The organism is Pseudomonas sp. W5-36, from assembly GCF_046540455.1.
Taxonomy (GTDB): Bacteria; Pseudomonadota; Gammaproteobacteria; order Pseudomonadales; family Pseudomonadaceae; genus Aquipseudomonas; species Aquipseudomonas graminis_B.
On the sequence record NZ_JAXCIQ010000017.1, the window covers coordinates 16,071 to 36,213 of the forward strand.

The 20,143-nt window shown below is 62.9% G+C and carries 23 protein-coding genes; 4 read left to right on the forward strand and 19 right to left on the reverse strand.

Translation table 11 applies throughout. The annotated features are described in order from the left end of the window. Positions 1-8 precede the first annotated feature (8 nt). From SLW74_RS21990 to SLW74_RS22000, 3 genes are read right to left on the reverse strand one after another with little or no spacing between them, the layout of a single operon-like run. The gene (locus tag SLW74_RS21990) at positions 9-296 is read right to left on the reverse strand and encodes a lipid asymmetry maintenance protein MlaB (protein ID WP_065990831.1); all 288 of its coding nucleotides are present in this window, start codon (positions 294-296) and stop codon (positions 9-11) included. A gap of 23 nt (positions 297-319) precedes the next feature. After that, a complete protein-coding gene (locus tag SLW74_RS21995) occupies positions 320-688 on the reverse strand; it encodes a response regulator (RefSeq protein WP_065990830.1) in 369 nt (122 codons plus the stop codon). Between the two features lie 9 nt (positions 689-697). Then, positions 698-1,912, reverse strand: a complete 1,215-nt coding sequence (locus SLW74_RS22000) for a methyl-accepting chemotaxis protein (RefSeq protein ID WP_410930110.1) — start codon at positions 1,910-1,912, stop codon at positions 698-700. Positions 1,913-2,484: 572 nt separating this feature from the next. Here SLW74_RS22000 and SLW74_RS22005 point away from each other — a divergent pair. Next, on the forward strand, positions 2,485-3,009 hold the full coding sequence (locus tag SLW74_RS22005) for a cyclophilin-like fold protein (protein ID WP_410930111.1): 525 nt from the start codon (positions 2,485-2,487) through the stop codon (positions 3,007-3,009). A gap of 187 nt (positions 3,010-3,196) precedes the next feature. Next, positions 3,197-3,592, forward strand: coding sequence for a hypothetical protein (locus tag SLW74_RS22010; RefSeq protein WP_410930112.1), 396 nt, complete (start codon positions 3,197-3,199; stop codon positions 3,590-3,592). Between the two features lie 79 nt (positions 3,593-3,671). Here SLW74_RS22010 and SLW74_RS22015 read toward each other — a convergent pair whose 3' ends face one another. From SLW74_RS22015 to SLW74_RS22045, 7 genes are all read right to left on the reverse strand, one after another. Further along, the gene (locus tag SLW74_RS22015) at positions 3,672-4,139 is read right to left on the reverse strand and encodes a PQQ-binding-like beta-propeller repeat protein (RefSeq protein WP_410930113.1); all 468 of its coding nucleotides are present in this window, start codon (positions 4,137-4,139) and stop codon (positions 3,672-3,674) included. Then, positions 4,055-4,819, reverse strand: coding sequence for a hypothetical protein (locus SLW74_RS22020; protein WP_410930114.1), 765 nt, complete (start codon positions 4,817-4,819; stop codon positions 4,055-4,057). Before SLW74_RS22020 ends, SLW74_RS22015 begins: the two co-directional genes overlap by 85 nt. Before the next feature lie 57 nt (positions 4,820-4,876). Next, on the reverse strand, positions 4,877-5,974 hold the full coding sequence (locus tag SLW74_RS22025) for a PQQ-binding-like beta-propeller repeat protein (RefSeq protein WP_410930115.1): 1,098 nt from the start codon (positions 5,972-5,974) through the stop codon (positions 4,877-4,879). 135 nt (positions 5,975-6,109) lie between these two features. After that, complete coding sequence (locus SLW74_RS22030) at positions 6,110-7,303, reverse strand: MFS transporter (RefSeq protein WP_410930116.1); 1,194 nt, start codon at positions 7,301-7,303, stop codon at positions 6,110-6,112. Positions 7,304-7,540: 237 nt separating this feature from the next. Further along, entirely contained in the window at positions 7,541-8,446 is a 906-nt protein-coding gene (locus tag SLW74_RS22035) for a LysR family transcriptional regulator (RefSeq protein WP_410930117.1), read from the reverse strand. A gap of 163 nt (positions 8,447-8,609) precedes the next feature. Next, positions 8,610-9,056: a cupin domain-containing protein gene (locus SLW74_RS22040; protein WP_244656952.1), complete on the reverse strand. Its 447-nt coding sequence runs from the start codon at positions 9,054-9,056 to the stop codon at positions 8,610-8,612. Positions 9,057-9,263: 207 nt separating this feature from the next. Further along, on the reverse strand, positions 9,264-9,791 hold the full coding sequence (locus SLW74_RS22045; RefSeq protein ID WP_410930118.1) for an AAA family ATPase: 528 nt from the start codon (positions 9,789-9,791) through the stop codon (positions 9,264-9,266). Between the two features lie 453 nt (positions 9,792-10,244). Here SLW74_RS22045 and SLW74_RS22050 point away from each other — a divergent pair, with 453 nt between their 5' ends. Beyond that, positions 10,245-10,487 carry a hypothetical protein gene (locus tag SLW74_RS22050; protein WP_065990812.1) on the forward strand — a complete coding sequence of 81 codons (243 nt, stop codon included), beginning with the start codon at positions 10,245-10,247 and terminating at the stop codon, positions 10,485-10,487. A gap of 60 nt (positions 10,488-10,547) precedes the next feature. Here the strand turns inward: SLW74_RS22050 and SLW74_RS22055 are convergent, their stop codons facing one another. The 9 genes from SLW74_RS22055 to SLW74_RS22095 form a co-directional block, all read right to left on the reverse strand. Next, positions 10,548-10,898, reverse strand: a complete 351-nt coding sequence (locus SLW74_RS22055; RefSeq protein WP_407073248.1) for a RidA family protein — start codon at positions 10,896-10,898, stop codon at positions 10,548-10,550. Positions 10,899-10,934: 36 nt separating this feature from the next. Continuing rightward, positions 10,935-12,095 carry an NAD(P)/FAD-dependent oxidoreductase gene (locus tag SLW74_RS22060; RefSeq protein ID WP_410930119.1) on the reverse strand — a complete coding sequence of 387 codons (1,161 nt, stop codon included), beginning with the start codon at positions 12,093-12,095 and terminating at the stop codon, positions 10,935-10,937. Positions 12,096-12,117: 22 nt separating this feature from the next. Next, entirely contained in the window at positions 12,118-13,512 is a 1,395-nt protein-coding gene (locus tag SLW74_RS22065) for an NAD(P)/FAD-dependent oxidoreductase (protein ID WP_410930120.1), read from the reverse strand. Further along, entirely contained in the window at positions 13,509-13,877 is a 369-nt protein-coding gene (locus SLW74_RS22070) for a (2Fe-2S)-binding protein (RefSeq protein WP_410930121.1), read from the reverse strand. The genes SLW74_RS22065 and SLW74_RS22070 overlap by 4 nt, the downstream gene beginning before the upstream one ends. Next, positions 13,867-15,009 (reverse strand): NAD(P)/FAD-dependent oxidoreductase, encoded by a 1,143-nt coding sequence (locus SLW74_RS22075; RefSeq protein WP_410930122.1) that lies wholly within the window; start codon positions 15,007-15,009, stop codon positions 13,867-13,869. Before SLW74_RS22075 ends, SLW74_RS22070 begins: the two co-directional genes overlap by 11 nt. Continuing rightward, positions 15,006-15,803, reverse strand: coding sequence for an ABC transporter permease (locus SLW74_RS22080; RefSeq protein ID WP_065990804.1), 798 nt, complete (start codon positions 15,801-15,803; stop codon positions 15,006-15,008). The genes SLW74_RS22075 and SLW74_RS22080 overlap by 4 nt, the downstream gene beginning before the upstream one ends. Before the next feature lie 6 nt (positions 15,804-15,809). Further along, positions 15,810-16,682, reverse strand: a complete 873-nt coding sequence (locus SLW74_RS22085; protein WP_410930123.1) for an ABC transporter permease — start codon at positions 16,680-16,682, stop codon at positions 15,810-15,812. Continuing rightward, positions 16,669-17,742 carry an ABC transporter ATP-binding protein gene (locus SLW74_RS22090; protein WP_410930124.1) on the reverse strand — a complete coding sequence of 358 codons (1,074 nt, stop codon included), beginning with the start codon at positions 17,740-17,742 and terminating at the stop codon, positions 16,669-16,671. Before SLW74_RS22090 ends, SLW74_RS22085 begins: the two co-directional genes overlap by 14 nt. A gap of 102 nt (positions 17,743-17,844) precedes the next feature. Beyond that, the gene (locus SLW74_RS22095; protein WP_410930125.1) at positions 17,845-18,921 is read right to left on the reverse strand and encodes an ABC transporter substrate-binding protein; all 1,077 of its coding nucleotides are present in this window, start codon (positions 18,919-18,921) and stop codon (positions 17,845-17,847) included. A 222-nt stretch (positions 18,922-19,143) separates the two neighbouring features. Here SLW74_RS22095 and SLW74_RS22100 point away from each other — a divergent pair, with 222 nt between their 5' ends. Then, positions 19,144-20,034: a LysR substrate-binding domain-containing protein gene (locus tag SLW74_RS22100; RefSeq protein ID WP_410930126.1), complete on the forward strand. Its 891-nt coding sequence runs from the start codon at positions 19,144-19,146 to the stop codon at positions 20,032-20,034. Positions 20,035-20,143: the final 109 nt, after the last annotated feature.

Below are 20,143 nucleotides of genomic sequence, written 5' to 3' on the forward strand. Positions count from 1 at the left end.
TGGACTGGCTATGAAGCGGCTTTGCGACACAGCTCAAGGGCCTGCGTGACCGCCACGCTCTGGCCGGTGACGCTCAACGCTGTGCCAGCGCTGTCGGCTTCACGCTGGATGACCGCGAGCAACTGCAGCCCCGCGCCATCCATTTCGGTGACCTGCGAGAGGTCCAGCATCAGGCGTGGCGCGCCGCTCATCCGGGGCAACAGCTCGCCCGCCAGCTCGGCAACGGTGTAGATCGTCAGCTCGCCGTCAATGCTGACGCAGGTGCTGTCGTCGAGTGTTTCGATGGTGATCGGCATCGCAGCCTCCCTCGCGCAAGGATTCAGGGCAGGATCAGTTTCGACACCGCTGCCAGCATCTGTGCCGGCTGGAACGGCTTGACCACCCACGCTTTGGCGCCCGCAGCCTGCCCCTCGGCCTTTTTCGATTCCTGGGACTCGGTGGTCAGCATGATGATCGGGGTGAACTTGTAGCTGGCCAGTTTCTTGACCTCCTTGACGAAGGTGATGCCGTCCATGTTGGGCATGTTCACGTCGCTGATGATCAAGTGCACTTTCTGCCCGGTGAGCTTGCCCAGCGCATCCTTGCCGTCGCACGCTTCGATCACGTCGTAACCGGCGCTTTTCAAGGCAATGCCTACCACTTGCCGCACGCTGCTGGAGTCGTCGACCACTAATACATTCTTCGCCATGATGAGCTCCTAAAAGAAGGTGATGTCTTGAGAGTTCTGCTGCACAGGCGTCTCGCCACGATGGGTGCGCCGCTGCTCGTCGGTGGCGTAGGTAGCGTCCATTCGCGCCAGCCACTGCCGGGCGTCGATGGACGTTGCCTGGTCCGGGGCCTCGCTTGCCTGCCGCAGGTGACCATGCAGGTCTTCCATGTTGTCTCGCACATGGCTGAGGATCTGGCTCACACGGTCCTGGAATTGCAGGTCGACCAGCACCTCCGTCATCTCATCACCAATGCCGCGGCTTTCCTGCTTGAGCAGGTCCGCGGATTCGGCCAGGCGGCCAGTGATGTTATGGAAGCGTTCGAGCACGACTTGAATGCTGTTTTCTGACGCGGCCACCGATTGGCTGTCCTGATCGGCGCTGCTGGAGGCGGCGTGCACCAATTGGGTGATGCCGTTATTGATGATGTCGACCTTGGCCGACATTTGCTGGCCGGTTTCACTGGATTTGCTCGACAGGCTGCGCACCGCGTCGGCCACCACGGCAAAGCCGCGACCGGCTTCACCTGCACGGGCCGCTTCAATGGCCGCGTTGAGGGCCAGGAGGTTTGTTTGCGCGGCGATCGCCGCTACGTCCGCGGCCATGGTGCGCAGTTCGCCGGTGTAGGCCGTGAGGCCGCGCACCTGGGCCAGGGTCTGGTCACGGCTGGTTTGAGCGGCCTTGAGCGAGTTGATCACCTGGCTCAAATCGCTTTCGCTGAGGGACAGCACTTCAAGCGCCCCGTCCGCCGTTTGCCCGTCGAGTTCGCCGGCAGCGCGCTGGGACGCCTGAACTGTTTCCTGCAATCGCGCGGCAATCCCGATGAACCGATGGGTCAGATTCACAATCGCTTCTTCGGTCTGATGCCGTGAACTCTCCACCTGCCGGGCCCAGATCGGCATGGCGCCCAGCAGCACCTCATCGAGTTGTACCCGCGAGTTAATGCTGTGGCTCGCGGCGTCTGCCGCTGACTGATCCGCTTGAGCCCGGGCAGTGGCGCGCAGCACCACGTCACGCCGGGAAGCAGCACTCCAGGCCCCCGCGCCAAGGCCGACGAGAACCAGCGCCGCGCACGCGATCAGGTTAGGGAGAGAGGTTGACTGACTGAGTACCCATGCAACGGCAGGCACGACCGGAATGAAAGCGAACCAGAGAAAACGCGGCTGAGCGGAACGGGGAATGCGGATGGATTGACGCTGGGTCATGGGTTCGATCCTTGAACAATGCTGCTGATGTAACTGACATCACGGTTATCTGCCCAGTGCGTCACAACTTGAGTCATCCCCCTCTGCCTTCCGTCTGGTTTATGACTTTCGCGTGACGCTGAAGAGGCCTGCGCTCCTTGTAACCGCCGGCCACGATGACCCGATTGAGAGTCATTCCAACGTGCCAAATCGTAAACTTTTTTGTTGCGGCACGATGCGCAAAGTGTCCGAACCCCCTGCTATCGCATTGGCAGGATGATGGGATCAGGACTGGGCAAAGATCGACCATCGTCAACATCCTGATTAAGACTTATATAAGTGTCTGGAGATTGAAACGCGCTTCCCCGGGCAACTGGCGCGCTCTGCCCTGCAACGTTCCGGCATTGGTGAAGTTTGTTCATAAAAGCATTCTGGAGAGCCGTATGGTTCAGGCCAATACCCCGACGTAGAGTGTTGTGACAGCAGGTATCCGATGGGGATTGGACGCGAAAGCAATGAGATCGCTGACCACTTACTCCATCACGGCTGATTAACTTTCTCCGAATAACCCCACTGCATAAGGTGCCCACAGGATGCGCGACAAACGATTCGCCCTATTCACCCAAGCTCATGTCGGGGGCGCAAGGGGACTGACGCGAGCCTTCGGACTTCTGTTGGGCCTGACAGCGTTGAGCGAAAGCAATGCCTCGCCTGCGACCCCCGTGGGCCCTGCCCCCGCGGCCACGTCAGCCACCGCGCAGCTTCCGGAATCCCGTATCTGGATGACGGTTCGCGACACGCGCTTCGCGATCACCCTGGCGGATACACAAGCGGCACGGGCATTTGCCGCCCTGCTCCCACTCTCCATCGACATGCCTGACCTGAACAACAACGAGAAACACGCCGAACTGCCGACATCGCTGCCGACAAGTACGATTCGCCCCGGCACGATCCACAGCGGCGATCTGATGCTGTACGGGTCACGCACGCTGGTCGCGTTCTACGCTACTTTCTCATCGCCCTATTCCTACACTCGTTTGGGCCGCATCGACAATGCCGCCGAACTGGCCCGCGTCTTTGGCAGCGATGCAGTACGCATCGCTTTTTCAAAACAATAACGTCAGACGATTTTTCTCAAAGGGCTGCGCTTTTTAACGGCCCGTTGGTGGGCATCGTTTTTATAACGAAAGCACTCACGTTGCGATTCTTGAGTGACGGCGCCTGCCGTCATGTCGAGCGCCGCGGGCGAAGCGTGGTGCGCGTTAAATATTTAAAGACATTAACCAATTAATGAACGGGCACCCCATGAAATTACGTACTTTTGCGACAACCTTAGTGTCTGTCGCGGTCATAGCCGGCTGTACCACTGGAACACCGCGCCCTGAACCTGGAAAGTCCATCGTCGACATTAAGGCCCATGCAGGAGACGACATGATCGCGAGACGTCTCGACGGAAATCAGGCCAACAGTTTGAATCACTTCATTGTTTCGCCGGGCAGGCATTCGATGGAACTGGGGATTGTGATGATCGGGTATCAGAACAGTCATCGGCGTTGCACGGCGACACTTGATTACGACGGGTTTGCAGCCGATGAACGCTATACGCTGGTGCAGAGCCGAGCGGACGCAGGGGTCAAGGTGTCGCTGGTGGACAGTCGAGGCGTTGCGGTGGCTCAAGCCGGCAAGGTGCCTTGCCTTTAATGAGCCCATTGGCCCTGCAGGCATTGGGAACTGAAACGAGCGTGGCATCCAGCAAATGTGTGGATGCCACGCTGGCGTTTCAGGGTTTGGGCGCCGGCAACGCGAACGCCACGATCTTGTTGTTCAAGCGCGTTTTGAGCGCCTTCTTGCCCCCTGCCGCAATGACCACGAACTGCCTGCCGCTGTGGGGACCGATATAGGTCACGGGGCTGGCATTGCCGCCCCCTGGCAAACGCGCCGACCAGAGTTCTTCACCGCTGTGCACATTCAGTGCCCGAATCGTGCGCTCGGCGGTCGCCGCAATGAAGATCAGACCACTGCGGGTGCTGACCGAGCCGCCGGTCATTGGCGTCCCCACCGTCACGGGCAACATCGACGGGATGCCCAGCGGGCCGGTGTCTCTTGCCGTCCCCAGCGGTCTGGACCAGAGCAGTTTACCGCTGGCCAGATCCACCGCCGAAATCAGGCCCCATGGCGGCGCATTGCAGGGCGTGCCAAGCACCGATAAGAAGGTTGTGCCGTAAGCGCCGTAAGGCGTGTTGAGCATGGGCCGCTGCGCATCCCCCCCGGGCTCTGACCGTCCGACAGCCTGAACGTGCGTTCAACCGCCTCCTCCCGGCTGACCAGTTCGACGCGGTCCACCATCCGCAGCCAGTTGACGACCATCACGCCATGGTCGAGGTCCACCGACACACCGCCCCAATTGATCCCTCCGGCCGAACCCGGCGCGATCAGTACGGGCTTGCCCAGGGTAATCGGCGTCATGTGCCCCACGTAGCGTGACTGGCGAAACTGAATGCGGCACAGCATCTGGTCCAATGGGGTGATGCACCACATGTCACGTTCCTGCAGCGTCGGCTGGCGAAACGCGGGCAAGCCGATCGACGCAGGCTGAGTCGCCGACAGCCGCTCGCCCTCCGCGATTCCGCCCTGAGGCACTGCCTGCTCTTGAACGGGCGCAATCGGTTTGCCCGTCTCCCGATCCAGGACGAAGACCTCGCCGCGCTTGGTCGCCTGAATCAGCGCATGGCGGATGACGCCGTCGACGGGCAGATCCACCAGCGTCGGCTGAGCCGGCACGTCGTAATCCCAGATGTCGTGATGGGTGGTCTGGAAATGCCAGCGCAACCGGCCGGTTTCAGCGTCCAGCGCAATGACCGAGCTGGAGACCTGATCGTCACCCGGCCGACGCAAACCGCCGAAGTTGTCGGGGGTTGCATTGCCCATGGGCAGATAGACCAGGCCGAGGGTTTCATCGGCGCTGATCGGTGCCCAGCTGTTCGGTCAGGACGATGAGTAAGCCTCGCCACTGGGCGGAGCCCCCTTACGATCAGGCTGCTCGGAGTCGTAGGCCCATGCCAGTTGGCCGGTCTCGGCATCGAAAGCGCGGATGACTCCGGACGGGCCGCCCCAGTACTGACCGTCCGGAATACCGCCCCCGACGACCACCTTGCCGCGAATGATCTGCGGCGCCGAGCTGACGTAATACAGACCGTGCGGGTAGGCCTTGATGCCCTCTCGCAGGTCGACGAAACCCTCGTCGCCGAATTGCTCGCAGAACTCGCCTGTGCGGGCATCAAGGGCCACCAGCCCGGGCATCTGATTGGGTGCGATGATCCGTTGGGCGCAGGGCCCCTCGGCATTGGGCACCTGGTAGAAGGCGACGCCTCGGCAGGGTTTGCCGGATGCCGCCGTGCCGCCTGAAATGTCCTGATGCCAGCGCTCTTTGCCGGTTTCCGCATCGAGGGCGGTGACGCGATTCTGATCGTTACAGGCATAAAGCGTGTCGCCGACCATGATCGGCACGACTTCAAGGCCACCCTCCGGTCCCGGCCCCATAGGCCCTGTCTCAGCTTCCCAGGCGACTTGCAATTGCTGGACGTTGTCGGGCGTGATCTGCGTCAGCGGGCTGAAACGTGTGCCGCCCTGATCATTGCCGAAAGCGGGCCAATCCTGTCGAGCGGCCGCCTCAGTCATGCCGTTTGCCGGGGGATAACTGTTCGATACGCCTGCACGCAGCAGCGGATCAGAGCCCTCGCCCGACTGGCCATGCAGCACCGCGCCCACCGCAACGCTCAACGTCAACACCGCCAGCGAGCCGAGCCATGCCGATCGGCGCGGAGCTCGAAGCCCCACGGTGCTGGCCACCAGCAGAACGGCCAGCAGCACAGGCAGTCCGAGCCGTGGCAGTAACTGCCAGCCCTCGAACCCTACCTCCCAGACACTCCATGCCACCGTCGCGGCTAACATCATTCCGTAAAGCGGGATAACGCGAGGGTCGCGCCGGAACACGCCGATGGCGCAGATAACCCAGACGATGCCTGCCACCCCGTACCAGGCAGATCCGCCGTCACTGAGCAATACCGCACCTCCTAGAGTCATGGCGACACCCAAAATGGCCAATACCCCGCCAACGCCCTGTCTGAAGAGCCGGGCTGTTCTGTTTTCCATGCGCATGATGTGCCTGTCTGTGAAGGTGTGTTGTGCTGCGGTCAGGGCTGGGCTTCGAAGCCGGATTCAGCCGCGCAAGCGACTGCCGTTCCCGACGATCAACGCACCGAGCACCAGCAATGCGGCGGCGCCCATGAACGTCGCGGCAATAGAGAGGTGATCCAGCAGCAGGCCACCCAGGGCGCCACCGACCATGATCGACAGCTGGATCGCCGCAACCAGCAAGCCGCCTCCGCTCTCCGGGTCATCACTGACGCTTTTGCTGAGCCAGGTAGACCACGCCACCGGAATGGCGGCGTTCAGCCCGCCCCAGCAGATCATCGCCACGGCGACGCCGGGCTTCAGGTGGCCGAACAGCAGCATCAACAGCGTCACCGCCGCCAGCAGCCATGGCAGCCAGCGCAACAGCGCATACATCCGGTCACTCACCAGCGCCGTCCCCGCATAGGTGCCGGCAAAACCCGCGACACCGAGCCCCAGCAGGAACAGCGACAGCTGCGGGGTGGTCGCGTGCGTGTAGGTTTCAAGGAACGGCCGAAAGTAGGTGAAGGCCGAGAACGCACCGGCGAAGGTCAACATCACCGCCATCATGCCGAACGCCACGTGGCGACGACGCAGCAGCGCGAACAATTGACGGACCGAGCCCGCCGACTTGGGCGGCATGGACGGAAGGCTGATCCACTGCCACAGCAGGTTGATCAGCACCAGCGGGACCAGTCCCCAGAACACGCCTCTCCACCCGATGATGCCGCCCAGGTAGCTGCCGATAGGTGCAGCAAATGCCGTGGCGATGGCATTGCCGGTGAAAATGATGCCGAGGGCTTTGGGCACGGTGTCGAATGGCACGAGCCGCATGACGGTCGCCGTGGACAGTGCCCAGAACCCGCCGATGGCAATCCCCAGCACGGCGCGCGCAATCATCAGGATCAGGAAGCTCGGCGCCTCGGCAATCAGGATCAGCGAGGCCAGCACCAGGCTGGTCAAGCCGATCAACACGTACCGACGATCAATGCGCCCGGCGATGACCGACATGAACAGGCTGGTGAAGACGGCAAACAGTCCCGAAATGGAGATCGCCTGGCCGGCCATCCCCTGGGTCGCGCCGAGGTCCGAGGCAATCGGTGTCAGCAGGCTGACCGGCATGAATTCGGATGAGATGAGCATGGCCACGCACATGGCCATCGCACCCACGGCGCTCCACACACCTCGATCTGGCCTGGCAATTTCAGGCTCGGCTCTTTGTAGCTCAGCAGTACGCATTCATACCCTCGACACGTGTCCGGCCCGTGCAGTCGCCTCACGCCAGGGTGATGTGCAACAGACGCCGGTTTTGATGGATTGAGTGGCGTCACGGTACAGGCGCGCTCCGCCCTCGCCTATCGGGGGTACGTGTGATGCGGTGATGAGCAATGCTCACTAATGACGGGAAGCGGAGCACTCTGTGGAACCGGCTTTAGCCGGGAAAGCGTCAGGCGTCCCGGTTTGAGCCGTTGCGGATCACCCCAGCGGCGCGATATCCCGGATCATGTCGATCAGCAGACGCAGCCCCAGCGGTTGCTGGCGATAGCTGGAGTAGTAGATGTGGAACCCCGGGCTCACGCACGCCCAATCCTCAAGGAAGAGCTTAAGGGAACCGCTCTTCACATAAGGTGCGAGGATCGGTTCAGCGGCGTAAATCAGTCCGCTCCCTTCACAGGCCAATGCAATCGCGATTCGGGTCTCGTCGAGAATCACGCCACCGAACACCGGGACCGCCAGCTGCACGCCTTCTTTCTCGAATTCCCAGTCGTAAAGTTTGCCGGTGCCGACCTTGAACTTGAGGCAGCGATGCTGCTTCAGGTCTTCAGGGTGAACGGGAGTGCCCCACTTGCGCAGATAGTCGGGCGTGCCGGCGACCAGCCAGCGCACATCCGGCGACAGCCGATGGGCAATCATCCCTTCCGGCACGGTCGCGCCAAAGCGCATGCCGGCGTCGAACCCCCCCTCTACGACATCGACCATGCTGTTGGAGATCGAAATATCCACTTCGATGTCCGGGTAACGCTCACCGAACAGCGGCAGTACGGGCGCCAGCAGCAACAGGGCGGCGTCGCTGAACACATTCAGCCTGATCCTCCCCGTGGGCTCGTCCCGGTAACGGTTAAGCACCTCCATCGCCTGGTCGATGCGGTCGATGGGCTCACGAATCGACGCCAGCAACTCCTGACCGGCAGCGGTCAACGTGACATTGCGGGTGGTCCGGTTCAGCAAGCGCACGCCAAGCCTGGCTTCCAGCGCCTTGATGGCATGGCTGAGGGCCGACGGGCTGATGCCGACTTCCAATCCCGCACGGCTGAAACTCAAATGCCGGGCGACGGCCAGGAAGTACATGAAATCGGCGAGGTTGGCACGGGTGAGCTGCATCATCTACCTACGCAAGGTGTGAATCGGACCGGCAATGAACGGGTCGATCAACCCGAATGCGTGCGTTGCGCGGAGTATATCCGGGTTGACCGGCCGCTTTAGACGAGCTTGGCTCATTACTGCGCTGAGGGTCACTCAGCAGTCAACGCGTGTCGGGCAAGGATCATCGGGAGGCCTCGTACTGGGCATTGGAAACGGGCTCCATCCACTCCACATTCTGGCCATTGAGGGATTCCTGGATCGCCATGTGGGTCATGCCCGTGCGGGCCGTGGCCCCGTGCCAATGCTTGACGCCGGGCGGCGTCCAGATCACGTCTCCCGGACGAATCACCTGTTTCTCCCCGCCTTGTTGCTGCACCCAGCCCGTGCCTGCGGTCACCACCAGCGTTTGCCCCAACGGATGCGTGTGCCAGGCGGAACGCGCCCCCGGCTCGAACGTGACATAGGCCGCCGTGACCCGGGACGGCTCATGGGCGGATACCAAGGGATCGATGCGCACCGTGCCGACGAACATCGCCGGGCTCCCGAGAATCGAGGATTGGGAGCCGTTCGGGACGACGGTCATGGCGGGCGTGCTGTCGTCCGCCTGAACCTTGGCGAGCATCAGCATCATCCCCAGCGTGGTGATTGCTGCGACTGTGTGCATGGGCGAGCTCCTGGGTGAATGAGATGTCCTCATCAACCTAATTCACGCGGCAGCGATGTACTACAGGGCCCTGTGACAAACAGCAGTGAGCGATGCTCATGAATTCAGGCTGATCACCCCTCTCCTGAAACGCACAACACTGCGAAGGTGTTCAACGCCACGACGGCGCCGTTAGTCCTGCTCAGGGGTGAATAAATAAGACCGTTTCAAGTAATCGGCAATCGCCGCCAATGCCTGCGCCGGGGAATTGAGCGCGGTATCTACGGTGAAGGGTTCTGTGTCCCAAGATTCATACTCATGATTCAGCACGGATTGCCAGGTAGGAGGCGTCAGCCCCGGGATATCGACCTGCCTGGTCTCCACCCTGCGTCGATGCTCCGTCCTGTCGGAACAGATGACCTGAAGATTCACCAATGGAGCACCGGATCGAGAGGATATGGCGCTCCATTCTCTTCGGCTTTGAAGCACGGGATTCACACAATCGACAACCACCGTGCCGCCCAAATCAAGGTTGCTGGCCGCCAACCCGTAGGCAATCAGATACCCCGTGCGGCCCACATCCCGCGCAAAATCCGGCGAATCACGAAGGGCTTGCTCAATCGTATCGATGCGCACATAAACAGCACCCAGCGTTGCGGCCAGACCCTTGGCGATGGTCGTCTTACCGGTACCGGGCAGACCACTGAAGACGATGAGCATTTGAGACCCCCCATAGGATGTGCTGTTCAAGCAGGCTAATTTACTCCTGTGAGGGATGCCAACGCCGCCGGTGGTGTTCAAGATCAAATAAATCAGACCCTTTGAATATTCCCGCAGCCCGAGTTGTTTCGCAAAAAGGCGCAGAGCTATCAGGCACGCTGGGACGGGTTGCGCGTTGTTGAGCGCGAGCCCGATTGCGGTCTCCAGGAAAGTTTCAAAAACCCCACGCCAGCGCGCTTAAGTGACGCCAGACTTAAGTAAACCGGCCCGCTTTAAAAAACGTGACGTCAATTTACCGACTGCAAATTTACGCTCTAATCCCATGAAAACCCAAAACCGTCATATTCCCGACGAAACGCACTTTCACCGCATTGCCTTCTGCCATCACCTCCCCTCAGAATCGCCACACACCCGCTGTCCCGCGCCGTGATTTGCCAAAAAGGAATGAGAGCAATGAAGAGCATCTTTGTGGTTGTGATGAGTATGTGTTCCGGTGCGGAAGGATGTGTGGACGAGAACCAGCCGACGGCGTATTCGACCCGCGCAGAATGCATGGAGAGCGTCGCGCTGATGCCGACGAGGAAAGGCATCAAATACCACTGTTCTTCGGTGCCTCAGGTGCTGATCACGCAGCAGCGTCGCACAACTAAAAACCACCTCGTGACCAACTCCGCCGAAGCGTCTGTCCGCCCTTGAGCGGCAACGCCGGGTCGGGATAAAACCGGCCCGGCGCAGTTCATTCCTGCAGCAGCTGATTCAGCCGGCGGCCACCACGGTGATTTCCACCAGCAAATCCGGCGCGGCCAGACGTGATTCCACGGTGGCCCGCGCGGGTGCGTGCCCTTCCGGTGCCCAGGCGTCCCAGACTTCATTCATGCCGGCGAAATTCGCCGCGATGTCCGAGAGCCAGACCTGTGCGGTGAGAATCCGCGTCTTGTCCAGGCCGGCCTTGGCCAGGTAGTTGTCGATCTTCTCCAGCACTTGCGCGGTCTGCCCTTTGATGTCGAGGGTGCGATCCGTCGCGGTCTGGCCGCCAAGGAAGGTAAAGCCATTGCACTGCACGACACGGCTCATGCGTTGGTTGGTTTCGATACGGTTGATTTCCAGCATGTGAACTCCTGATGGGTCGGTGGGTGTACGGAGTCAACGGGCCACTGACGGTACGTTGACCGGGATGTGGGCGTCGTTGAGGCGTGTCTTATCAAAGCGGGCGCTATCAAAGCGTCCTATGTCGAATGCCTCCAGCGAGATGTCCGAATGCTCGCCGAGGATCTGCTGGGCCAGGCGCTTGCCGGTGCCGGGGCCCATCTGGAAACCGCTGCCGCAGAATCCAAACGAATAGCTGAGGTGACTGGCCTTGCGGCTGGCCCCTATCACCGGCAAGTCATCAGCGGTAAACGCTTCGACGCCGGCCCAGACCCGATTGACGCCCAAGTGCTTGAGGTGGGGAAACAGGTCGGTGACGGTCCTCGCGCTGATGCCCAGACGCGCCAGATCCACTTCGCCGTGGCGCGCCGGGAAATCCACGCTGCCAATCAGCTTGCCGCCAATCACCACGGTGCCGTTGGCGAATTGCTTGAACGACAGCGAGCGACCCGTTGCGCCCAGCACCGGCGCGCAAAACGGCGCGACGCGGTGGGTCACCATCAGCATCAGGCCCTCGGGATGAGCCGGCACCGATTCGCCCACCTGTTCTGCCAGCTCCCGCGCCCAGGCACCGGCGGTGATGACCAGATGCCCGGCGCTGAACACCCCGGCGGGCGTGGTGACCTGCCATCCACTGCCCCATTGCTCGATGCGCTGCGCCGGCGTCGTTTCGTGCACCTTCACGCCGAGCTTTTCGGCCGCCAGCCGAAAGCTCGTCACCGTCTTGTAGGGAATGGCGTAGCCGTCGTCCTTGACCCAGATGCCGCCGACCACATGCCGGGCGACAGTCGGAATGATCTCGAACACCTGTTGAGCGTCGATCAGCACTTCGTGGGTGAAGCCGAGGCGCTGCAGATGTTCGACGCGCTGTCGGCATTCGTGGAGTTCTGCAGCGGTTTCCGCGAGCTTGAGCTGGCCGCTGGGCACAAAGCCGCCGTCATCGCCCAGCGTCTGCGCCAAGTCATGCCAGAGGGCGCGGGAAGACAGCGCCAGCGGAATTTCCGCCTCGTGACGGCCCAGGGTTCGAACCCCGCCCGCGTTGACCCCGGAGGCATGACGGCCGCAGTAATCAGCCTCCAGCACCGTGACCTCAACGCCGCGCTGGGCCAGATGCAGTGCGGTGCTCAGGCCATGAATGCCGCCGCCTATCACCAGCACGTCGCTGTGCCTTGCCCGCGCCTCACTCACCGGCCAGTTCCCCCAGGGTGATGGGCTTGATCGGCGGGCGAATGCGGTAGTAGCCGACTTCCGCCGCCGACACACCGCGGGCCTTGGCGATCACTTCGGTCACCGTCAGGCCGCACATCCGCCCCTGACAAGGGCCCATGCCGCAGCGGCCGAAGGATTTGGCCTGATTGGGGCCGGCGCAGCCCAGGGCGACGAACTTGCGCAGGTCCCCCGCGGTGACTTCCTCGCAGCGGCACACGATGACTTCATCGGCGGGAATGCGGTTCGCTTCCTTCGGCTGATAGAGCGCATCGAGAAACGGTCGGATGCGCAGGTTCAACGCCAGCTTTTCACGCAGCGGCGCGGCGCGTTGATCACGCTGAACGGCATCGAACGTCCCCAGCCGTTGCCCGATGCCCTGCGCCGCCAGCTCCCCCTGCAGCGCCGCGGCCTGGGCACCGCCAATGCCGGCACCGTCACCGGCGACGAACATCCCCGGCACGTCCAGCTCACCCCACGGGTCGATCACCGGGCTGAAGCACAGCTGGTCGACGTCCCAGTGATGGCGTGCGCGCAACGACTGACTGAATTGAATGTTCGGGACCACGCCCTGATGCAGCAGCACGCAGCGCGCCGCAATACGCTGAGCCTTGCCGCCGACGGTGAAGGTCAGCGCGGTGGCGGCTTGGTCCCCTTCTATCGCCAGATGCTCGGCGCCGGTGTAGTGCGCGATGCGGGCGCTGCGCAGGCTGCGCATCAACTCCAGGCCCTTGCGCAAATACGGCCAGGCGCGCAACGCCGCGAACAGATGACGCCGGGCCCGCCAGTAATCTTCGGGGCGCGTGGTGTCGACCAAGGCCTTGATCGGCACGCCGGCGCGCAGGTATTGCCAGCCCAGCAGATACAGCAGCGGGCCGCAGCCGGCCAGGACCACCGGCTCGGTCGGGGCCAGGCCCGCACTTTTCAGCAGAATCTGCGCGGCGCCCGCGCTTATGACGCCGGGCAAGGTCCAGCCCGGGATCGGAAACGGCCGTTCCATGGCGCCAGTGGCGAGCAACACGGCCTTGGCCTGCAGGGTGCGCAAACGCCCGTCGCGCAGGTAGCTGACCTGATGATCCCGGGTCACCTGCCAGACCGCCGCGCCGTGTTCATAGCGCACCGACGAAGACGCCAGGGCCTGGGCCAGGACGTTGCCATGGGCGTAGTCCGCGCCAAGAAGGTCCCGCCGCGACAGGGGCGCGAGGGTGATGCCGCGATAAATCTGCCCGCCCGGGCTGCCCTGCTCGTCCAGCAGCACCACCTGCAGGCCGAACCCGGCCAAGGCCACCGCGCCTGCCATACCGGCGGCACCTGCGCCCACGACGACCACGTCCACCGCTTCCACGACACCGCCAAAATGATCATTCATGACTGCACCTCGACGGTCTGCACGCTGGCGGTCTGCACATCGCCGGGTTGGAAAATCAGGTCGCGAGCGCCTTCCTGGGAACGGATGCGCATGCCGTCCGCCACGTCGATCAGGCAGCTCTGGCGATTGGGTACGCCGTCGATGTCCACCAGACACTCGAAGCACACGCCCATCATGCAATACGGCGCCCGGGGCGATTCGCTCACCGGCGTCGCGCGAAAGCGGTTGATGCCAGACATCAGCAGCGCCGCCGCCACGCTGATGCCCGCCGGCACTTCAAAGGATTGGTCGTTGAAGCTGAGTCTGACAGTCCGTGTCGACCTGACTTCACTCGTGACCGGTTGGAACAGCGGATCAGTGCGCATGGGAAAACACCTTGTCAGTCAGGAAACGCTCACCGGCGAACGCGCCGAGCTCGTCGGGCATGGCGCCGCCCATCACCCAGGGCGCGATGCGCAGGGCATGGGCAGCGGCCAGGGTCACGCCACTGTGGCAGGTGACCACGAAGGCGCCCGGGTGGCTGGCCGATTGCTGATAGATGGGGAAGCCATCAGGGCTAAGGACCCGCAGCGCCGCCCAGGCACGAATCAGCCGCACCTCCCGCAGTAGCGGAAAGGTCGCCACGCCGCGCCGGGCAATGGCTTCCAGCACCTGGGTGGAGGTGCTGTCGTCGTACCCCACCTCCTCCATCGAATCGCCCAGCTGAACGGTGCCTTCGTCGGTCTGCCGAACATGGACCGTCGGGTGATCGAGAAACGGCCGCACCCGCTCGCTGACCAGCACTTGGCCGCGATTCGGCGCCACCGGCGCATGCAGGCCCACCTGCCGGGCCAGCCCCGGATTGCCCAGGCCGGCAGCGAGTACCACCCGTGGCGCGATGAAGCGTTGAGTGCCGGCGGTGACGCAAAACTCACCAGTCGCGCCGTCGATGCGATCCACCTGAATGCCGCCGTGAAACCGCGCGCCTTTGGCCTGGGCCGAGGTGTGCAGCGCGCGCAGCAGTTTCAGCGGATTGACGTGACCGTCCTGGGGCGTGTAGCTGGCGCCCACCACGGAGGGGCCGATCAGCGGCAGGCGCGCTTTGAGTTCAGCGGCGTCGAGCATCTGGAACGGGTAATCGCCGAGGGCGTCCTTCAGGGTTTGCAGGCGCGATTGCCGCTCGATCAGTTCTTCGTCGCTGAAGCACATATGGAAGCCACCGGGCTGGTGGAGCTGCACGTCCACGCCGCTGTCGGCCATCAGCGCCCGAGCGAAGTCCGGCCAGCGGGTCGCTGACGACTGCGTCCAGCGCGAATAGTCCGGCAGGTCGTGGCCCTTGCCCTGGACCCAGACCAGCCCGAAATTGCCCCGCGAGGCGCGAAACGCATCGTCGCCCTGGTCCAGCACCACGGTGTCGGCGCCGCTGCGGGCCAGGCCGTAAGCGACTGCCGTCCCCACCAACCCGCCACCGATGACGATCACGTCCGACTGAATGTCCCTCTGTGTGCCCTGGCTCATTTGCCTTCTCCAATCAACACCCGGTCCAATCCGACCATTCGGTCCAATATCAGCATCAGCAGCAACGTGCCGACGATCAGCACCGTTGAAACCGCCGTGATCAGCGGGTCGATGGTCTGGGAAATCTGGTTGTACATCGCCACCGGCAGCGTGGTGGTGCCGGGGGTGGCGACAAACACGGTCATGGTCAGTTCGTCGAAGCTCTGGATGAACGCGAGCATCCAGCCGCCGACCACCCCGGTGCGAATCCGCGGCAGCACCACCCGGTAGAACGCCGTCCAGCGACTGGCACCGAGTGACAGCGCGGCGTGCTCGATGTCCCGCTCAAGGCCGATGGTCGAGGCCAGCGTCAGGCGCAACGCATAGGGCAGCACGACAATCACGTGGGTCAGGGTCAGCGCCCAGAACGAGCCGCCGATCTGCGCCAGGGAAAAGAAGCGCAGGAACGCGATGCCGAGGACCACCGACGGAATCATCAGCGGCGACAGCAAAAAGCCGGTGACCGCGCCCCGGCCAGGAAAGTCATAACGGCTGATGGCCAGTGCCGCCGGAATCGCCAGCAACGCGGCGATGGTCGCCGACGCCAGGCCGAGTTTGATCGACAAGGCAAAGGCATCCAGCATTTCCTGATTGTCCGCCAGCGCCCGGAACCAGCGCAGCGAAAGGCCTTCGGTGGGCAGCGACAGGTAGCCCTTGCTGGTAAACGCCATGGCCATCACCACCACCAGCGGCGCGACGATGAACGTGACGAACAGGGCATGGAACAGCAGCGAGAAAAATCCGTTCTTGTGCATGGTCGGCTACTCGAAGACTTGCTTGAACCGGCGCTCGGCCAGTTTGCTGCAACCCAGAATGATGATCAGATTCGCCAGCAGCAGAAGCATCGCGATGGCCGCGCCGAGGGGCCAGTTGAGGGTGCCGAGGAACTCGTCGTACGCCGCCGTCGCCACCACTTTCAGGCGCCGCCCGCCGATGATCGCCGGGGTGGCGAAGGCCGAGGCAGCCAGGGCAAAGACGATGATCGAGCCGGACAGCACGCCGGGCATGATCTGCGGCAGGATGATCCGGCGGAACACCGTCAACCGCGACGCGCCAAGGGAAAGGCCCGCCCACTCGACCTGCAGATCCAGCCGCTGCAGGATAGCCCAGACGGCAATGACCATGAACGGCACCAGCACATGGGTCAGGGCGATAACCACGCCGACCTGGGTGAACAGCATTTTCACCGGCTGGTCAGTGATGCCCACGGCTTGCAGGGCATCGTTGATCAGGCCGTTGTTGCCCAGCAGAATCGCCCAGCCCAGGGTCCGCACCACCACGGAAATCAGCAGCGGCCCCAACACCACCAGCAGGAACAGCGACCGCCAGCGCGGCGCCATGCGCGCAATGATGATGGTTTCCGGAATGCCCAGCAGCACGCACAGCACCGTGACTGCGAGGGCCATGCCACCGGTGCGCAGGAATATCTCGTGGAAGTAGTCGTCCTTGAACACCTCCAGGTAATTGCCAAGGGTGTAGATCGGCACCACGCCGTCGGTGTCGCTGAACAGGTTCAACGACAGCACGGCGGTCAGCAACAAGGGCGCCAGCAACAGCGCGATGAACACCAGCAATGCCGGCCCGCTCAGCAGCCACGGCGCCACGCCCACCCGTTCGGCGTCATACCTGGCCATGGGCGACCTCCCGGTCCAGCAGGCGCAGGTCGTCGTCGGACCAGTCCAGCCCGACCTCGCTGCCCTCCTCCGGCGGCGGTGTGCCGAGGTTGGGCAGGGTCATGTGCACCAGCCCCAGGCGACTTTCCACCGCCATCAACCACAGGTTGCCGAGAAACACCCGCAGCCTGACGCGCCCGGAAAACCGTCCGCTGCCCAGCGCCACCAAACGGATTTTTTCCGGACGGATGTAGACGTTGACGTCATTGCCCAGCGTGCGGTCTTCGTGGGGCACGTGCATCAGCGTGTCGTGGACCTGCACGTGGCAGCAGCGGTCGTTACGCAATTGCACCGCGCCAGCGAAGGCGTTGGTCTTGCCGAGGAACGCCGAAGCGAAGGGCGAATGCGGCCGCTCGTAGGCTTCGAACGGCGTGTCGATCTGCACGATGCGGCCCTTCTGCATCACCGCGATGCGGTCGCTCATGGTCATGGCTTCGACCTGATCGTGGGTGACCAGAATGGTGGTGATGCCCAGCTCGCGCTGAATCGCCCGCAGTTCGATGTGCATCTCTTCGCGCAGCTTGGCGTCGAGGTTGGACATCGGCTCGTCGAGCAACAGCAGGTTCGGGCGGATCGCCAATGCGCGGGCGATCGCCACCCGCTGGCGCTGCCCGCCTGACAGGGCTTTCGGGTAACGCTCACCGAGGCCGGCGAGGCGTACCAGATCCAGCGCTTCATCGACGCGCTTGCCGCGTTCGACCTTGGGCACGCCGCGCATCTCCAGGCCGAAGCTGATGTTCTGCGCCACGGTCATGTGCGGAAACAACGCATAGCTCTGGAAGACGATGCCCAGCCCGCGCTGTTCGGGGCGCACGTGGGTGATGTCACGGCCGTCCAGAACGATACGACCTTCCGTAGGCTGCACGAATCCGGCGATGGATTGCAGGGTGGTGGTCTTGCCGCACCCGGACGGGCCGAGCAAGGCGATGAACTCGCCGTGCCGGACTTCCAGGTTCAAACCGTCAATGGCCCTAAACGTGCCGTAGGTCTTGACGATGCCTTCGAGGGTGAGAAATGCCATGGGCGTGCCACGCAGGCGGACCTGCGTCTCCAGAAGGGTGCTGGGGAAGATCGGCGTGTACGTCGATCAGCGACTGTCGATCAGCGAGAGCGATCGGTGACGCTAGCGCTCGACGGTGCGGTTCCAGCGCGTGGTCCACTCGCTGCGCTGCTGGTTGATGGTTTCCCAATCGACCTTGATCAGCGCGTTGACCTTCTCCGGCCCGTACGGCATGCGCGCGGCGACATCATCCGGCAGCTTGACGGTCTGGTTCACCGGCGCGAAGCCGTTCTCCCGCGCCTGGATTTCCTGCACTTCAGGTGACAGCACGTACTGAATAAACGCCTGGGCGAGTTCGGATTGCGCGTTGGGGGTCACGCTGCACGCGGCGACCTGCAAGGCAATGCCGCCTTCCTTCGGGTAGATGAATTTGAGCGGAAAGCCGGTGCCCTGCAACGCCACGGCCCGACCGCTGCCGTACACCGCCATGACGATGTCGCCGTTCTGCATCATCCCGTCCATCTCGCCCGGCGCCGACACCCACGCGAGCACGTTAGGACCGATTTCGTCCTTCAGCGCCTTGAAGCCGGGGTCGATGTTTTTCTCGCCGCCGCCCCTCAGCCGGGCCATTTCCACCAGCGTGTGCAGGCCATAGGTGTTGGTCACCGGCGGCATGCCGAGCAATTGTTTGAAGCGTGGGTCAGTGAGGTTTTCCCAGGAATCCGGTGCCGCCCAGCCGCGCTTCTTGAACGCCTCTTCGTTGTAGCCGATGCCGGTGGCCACCACGCCGATCCCCGTGGCTTCAGGGCTCAGCCGTGCCAGCGGATAGAGGTCCTTGTAGATCGGCGCATCGCTGAGCTTTTCGCACAGGCCCATCTGCAACGCCTGGTACATCGGGCCGTCGTCCATCATCGCGACGTTGATCTGCTGACGGCCTTTCTGCGCCTGGAGCTTGGCCAGGGTTTCCGTGGAGTTGCCGGCGACGTAGACGACTTTGACGTTGTGTTGTTTTTCGAAGGCGGGAATGACGCGGTTCTTGTACATCTGCTCGGTGGAGCCGCCGACGCCGGCCACGTACAGCGTGGTCTCGGCGAAGACGGGTGTGCTGCCAACGGCGGCAAGCGTCAGGGCAACGGCCATGGCACTGCGGTGGAAGGGACGAAACGGTCGTGCTGCTGAGGAAAGGTCGAGGCTATTCACAGACTATCTCCGAAGTGCATGGGGGCAGATCGAACAATGCGTCAGTCGCTTCGGTGTGAACCGAAGCCATGCATGCAGCGTGCATGCTCCCGGCGAATCCATCGCGGGGTGGCGCATCTTCATGTGCGCTATGGGTGGCTGGTTCGAGTATTGCGACGGGGCGTCCATATGGTCAAATACGGATATAGGCCTTAGTTATTCATATTTGATATGGAGCGCGACATGAACCTGAGACAGATCGAAGCCTTCCGCAGCGTCATGCGCCTGGGTTCCATGACCGCTGCCGCCGAGGTGCTGTTTACCTCGCAGCCCAACATCAGCCGGCTGATTGCCCAACTGGAACTCAGCACCGGGTTGACCCTGTTCAAGCGCGCCGGCGTCAGGCTGATGCCGACTCAGGAGGGTCAGGCCTTCTTTCAGGAAGTCGAGCGCGCCTACGTCGGGCTGGACAGCCTCAAGTTGTCGGCGAAGAACATCCGCAATCTGGGTACGGGCCGCTTGCGGGTGGCGGCAGTACCTTCCACCGGCATGAGCATGATGCCCCGGGTGCTAAAGGCGTTTACCGAGACGCGACCGGAGCTGACGGTGTCTCTGCACGTGAACTCCTCGCCCACCGTCGAGCAGTGGGTAAAGTCGCAGTTCTGCGATGTGGGGATTGTGGTGCACCCTGGCGATGTCGACAGTCAGCAGATCGAGCTGCTCAGCGAAGTGGCAGCGGTGTGCGTGTTGCCGGCGTCCCATCCCTTGGCGACCCGAGCGCAGATCACCTTCACCGATCTGGAGGGAGAGACCTTTGTGTCGCTGTGCCACGGCGACGGCACCCGGGCGCTGGTGGACGGTCTGTTCGAGCAGGCCGGCGTTGAGCGGGTCATGACCGTGGAGGCGCAGTACAGCGCGATCAATTGCGAGATGGTGGCGCTGGGCATGGGCATCACCCTCGCCCACCCGCTGGTGGCCCGGGATTATCGCCACCGCGATATCGTCATCCGCCCGTTTGTGCCGCAGATCCTCTTCCCCACCTACGTCATGTGGGCACCGGCCCAAGTGCCGACGAAATTGTCCGAAGAGTTCGTTGACACGCTGAAGGCGTTCTACCGGGACATCGTTTTTTAGGAGCACGCCGCGGCAGCGCCCCCCTTCAGACACCGATCGACTGTAGGAGCGTGGCTTGTCCCGCGATCTGGCGCGCAGCGGCAGCATTCCAGGCGCCGCATTCCGTCAG

What these genes read in the sequence shown, in the direction of transcription:
- SLW74_RS22075 (WP_410930122.1), bottom strand. Translation starts at nt 15,009, where the DNA reads ATGAGCCAGGGCACACAGAGGGACATTCAGTCGGACGTGATCGTCATC.
- SLW74_RS21990 (WP_065990831.1), bottom strand. Translation starts at nt 296, where the DNA reads ATGCCGATCACCATCGAAACACTCGACGACAGCACCTGCGTCAGCATT.
- SLW74_RS22035 (WP_410930117.1), bottom strand. Translation starts at nt 8,446, where the DNA reads ATGCAGCTCACCCGTGCCAACCTCGCCGATTTCATGTACTTCCTGGCC.
- SLW74_RS22045 (WP_410930118.1), bottom strand. Translation starts at nt 9,791, where the DNA reads ATGCTCATCGTCTTCAGTGGTCTGCCCGGTACCGGTAAGACGACCATC.
- SLW74_RS22050 (WP_065990812.1), top strand. Translation starts at nt 10,245, where the DNA reads ATGAAGAGCATCTTTGTGGTTGTGATGAGTATGTGTTCCGGTGCGGAA.
- SLW74_RS22005 (WP_410930111.1), top strand. Translation starts at nt 2,485, where the DNA reads ATGCGCGACAAACGATTCGCCCTATTCACCCAAGCTCATGTCGGGGGC.
- SLW74_RS22100 (WP_410930126.1), top strand. Translation starts at nt 19,144, where the DNA reads ATGAACCTGAGACAGATCGAAGCCTTCCGCAGCGTCATGCGCCTGGGT.
- SLW74_RS22090 (WP_410930124.1), bottom strand. Translation starts at nt 17,742, where the DNA reads ATGGCATTTCTCACCCTCGAAGGCATCGTCAAGACCTACGGCACGTTT.
- SLW74_RS22040 (WP_244656952.1), bottom strand. Translation starts at nt 9,056, where the DNA reads ATGCTGATGCTCGCCAAGGTTCAGGCGGACGACAGCACGCCCGCCATG.
- SLW74_RS22065 (WP_410930120.1), bottom strand. Translation starts at nt 13,512, where the DNA reads ATGAATGATCATTTTGGCGGTGTCGTGGAAGCGGTGGACGTGGTCGTC.
- SLW74_RS22030 (WP_410930116.1), bottom strand. Translation starts at nt 7,303, where the DNA reads ATGCGTACTGCTGAGCTACAAAGAGCCGAGCCTGAAATTGCCAGGCCA.
- SLW74_RS21995 (WP_065990830.1), bottom strand. Translation starts at nt 688, where the DNA reads ATGGCGAAGAATGTATTAGTGGTCGACGACTCCAGCAGCGTGCGGCAA.
- SLW74_RS22080 (WP_065990804.1), bottom strand. Translation starts at nt 15,803, where the DNA reads ATGCACAAGAACGGATTTTTCTCGCTGCTGTTCCATGCCCTGTTCGTC.
- SLW74_RS22015 (WP_410930113.1), bottom strand. Translation starts at nt 4,139, where the DNA reads ATGCTCAACACGCCTTACGGCGCTTACGGCACAACCTTCTTATCGGTG.
- SLW74_RS22025 (WP_410930115.1), bottom strand. Translation starts at nt 5,974, where the DNA reads ATGACTCTAGGAGGTGCGGTATTGCTCAGTGACGGCGGATCTGCCTGG.
- SLW74_RS22085 (WP_410930123.1), bottom strand. Translation starts at nt 16,682, where the DNA reads ATGGCCAGGTATGACGCCGAACGGGTGGGCGTGGCGCCGTGGCTGCTG.
- SLW74_RS22070 (WP_410930121.1), bottom strand. Translation starts at nt 13,877, where the DNA reads ATGCGCACTGATCCGCTGTTCCAACCGGTCACGAGTGAAGTCAGGTCG.
- SLW74_RS22020 (WP_410930114.1), bottom strand. Translation starts at nt 4,819, where the DNA reads ATGGGCAATGCAACCCCCGACAACTTCGGCGGTTTGCGTCGGCCGGGT.
- SLW74_RS22000 (WP_410930110.1), bottom strand. Translation starts at nt 1,912, where the DNA reads ATGACCCAGCGTCAATCCATCCGCATTCCCCGTTCCGCTCAGCCGCGT.
- SLW74_RS22010 (WP_410930112.1), top strand. Translation starts at nt 3,197, where the DNA reads ATGAAATTACGTACTTTTGCGACAACCTTAGTGTCTGTCGCGGTCATA.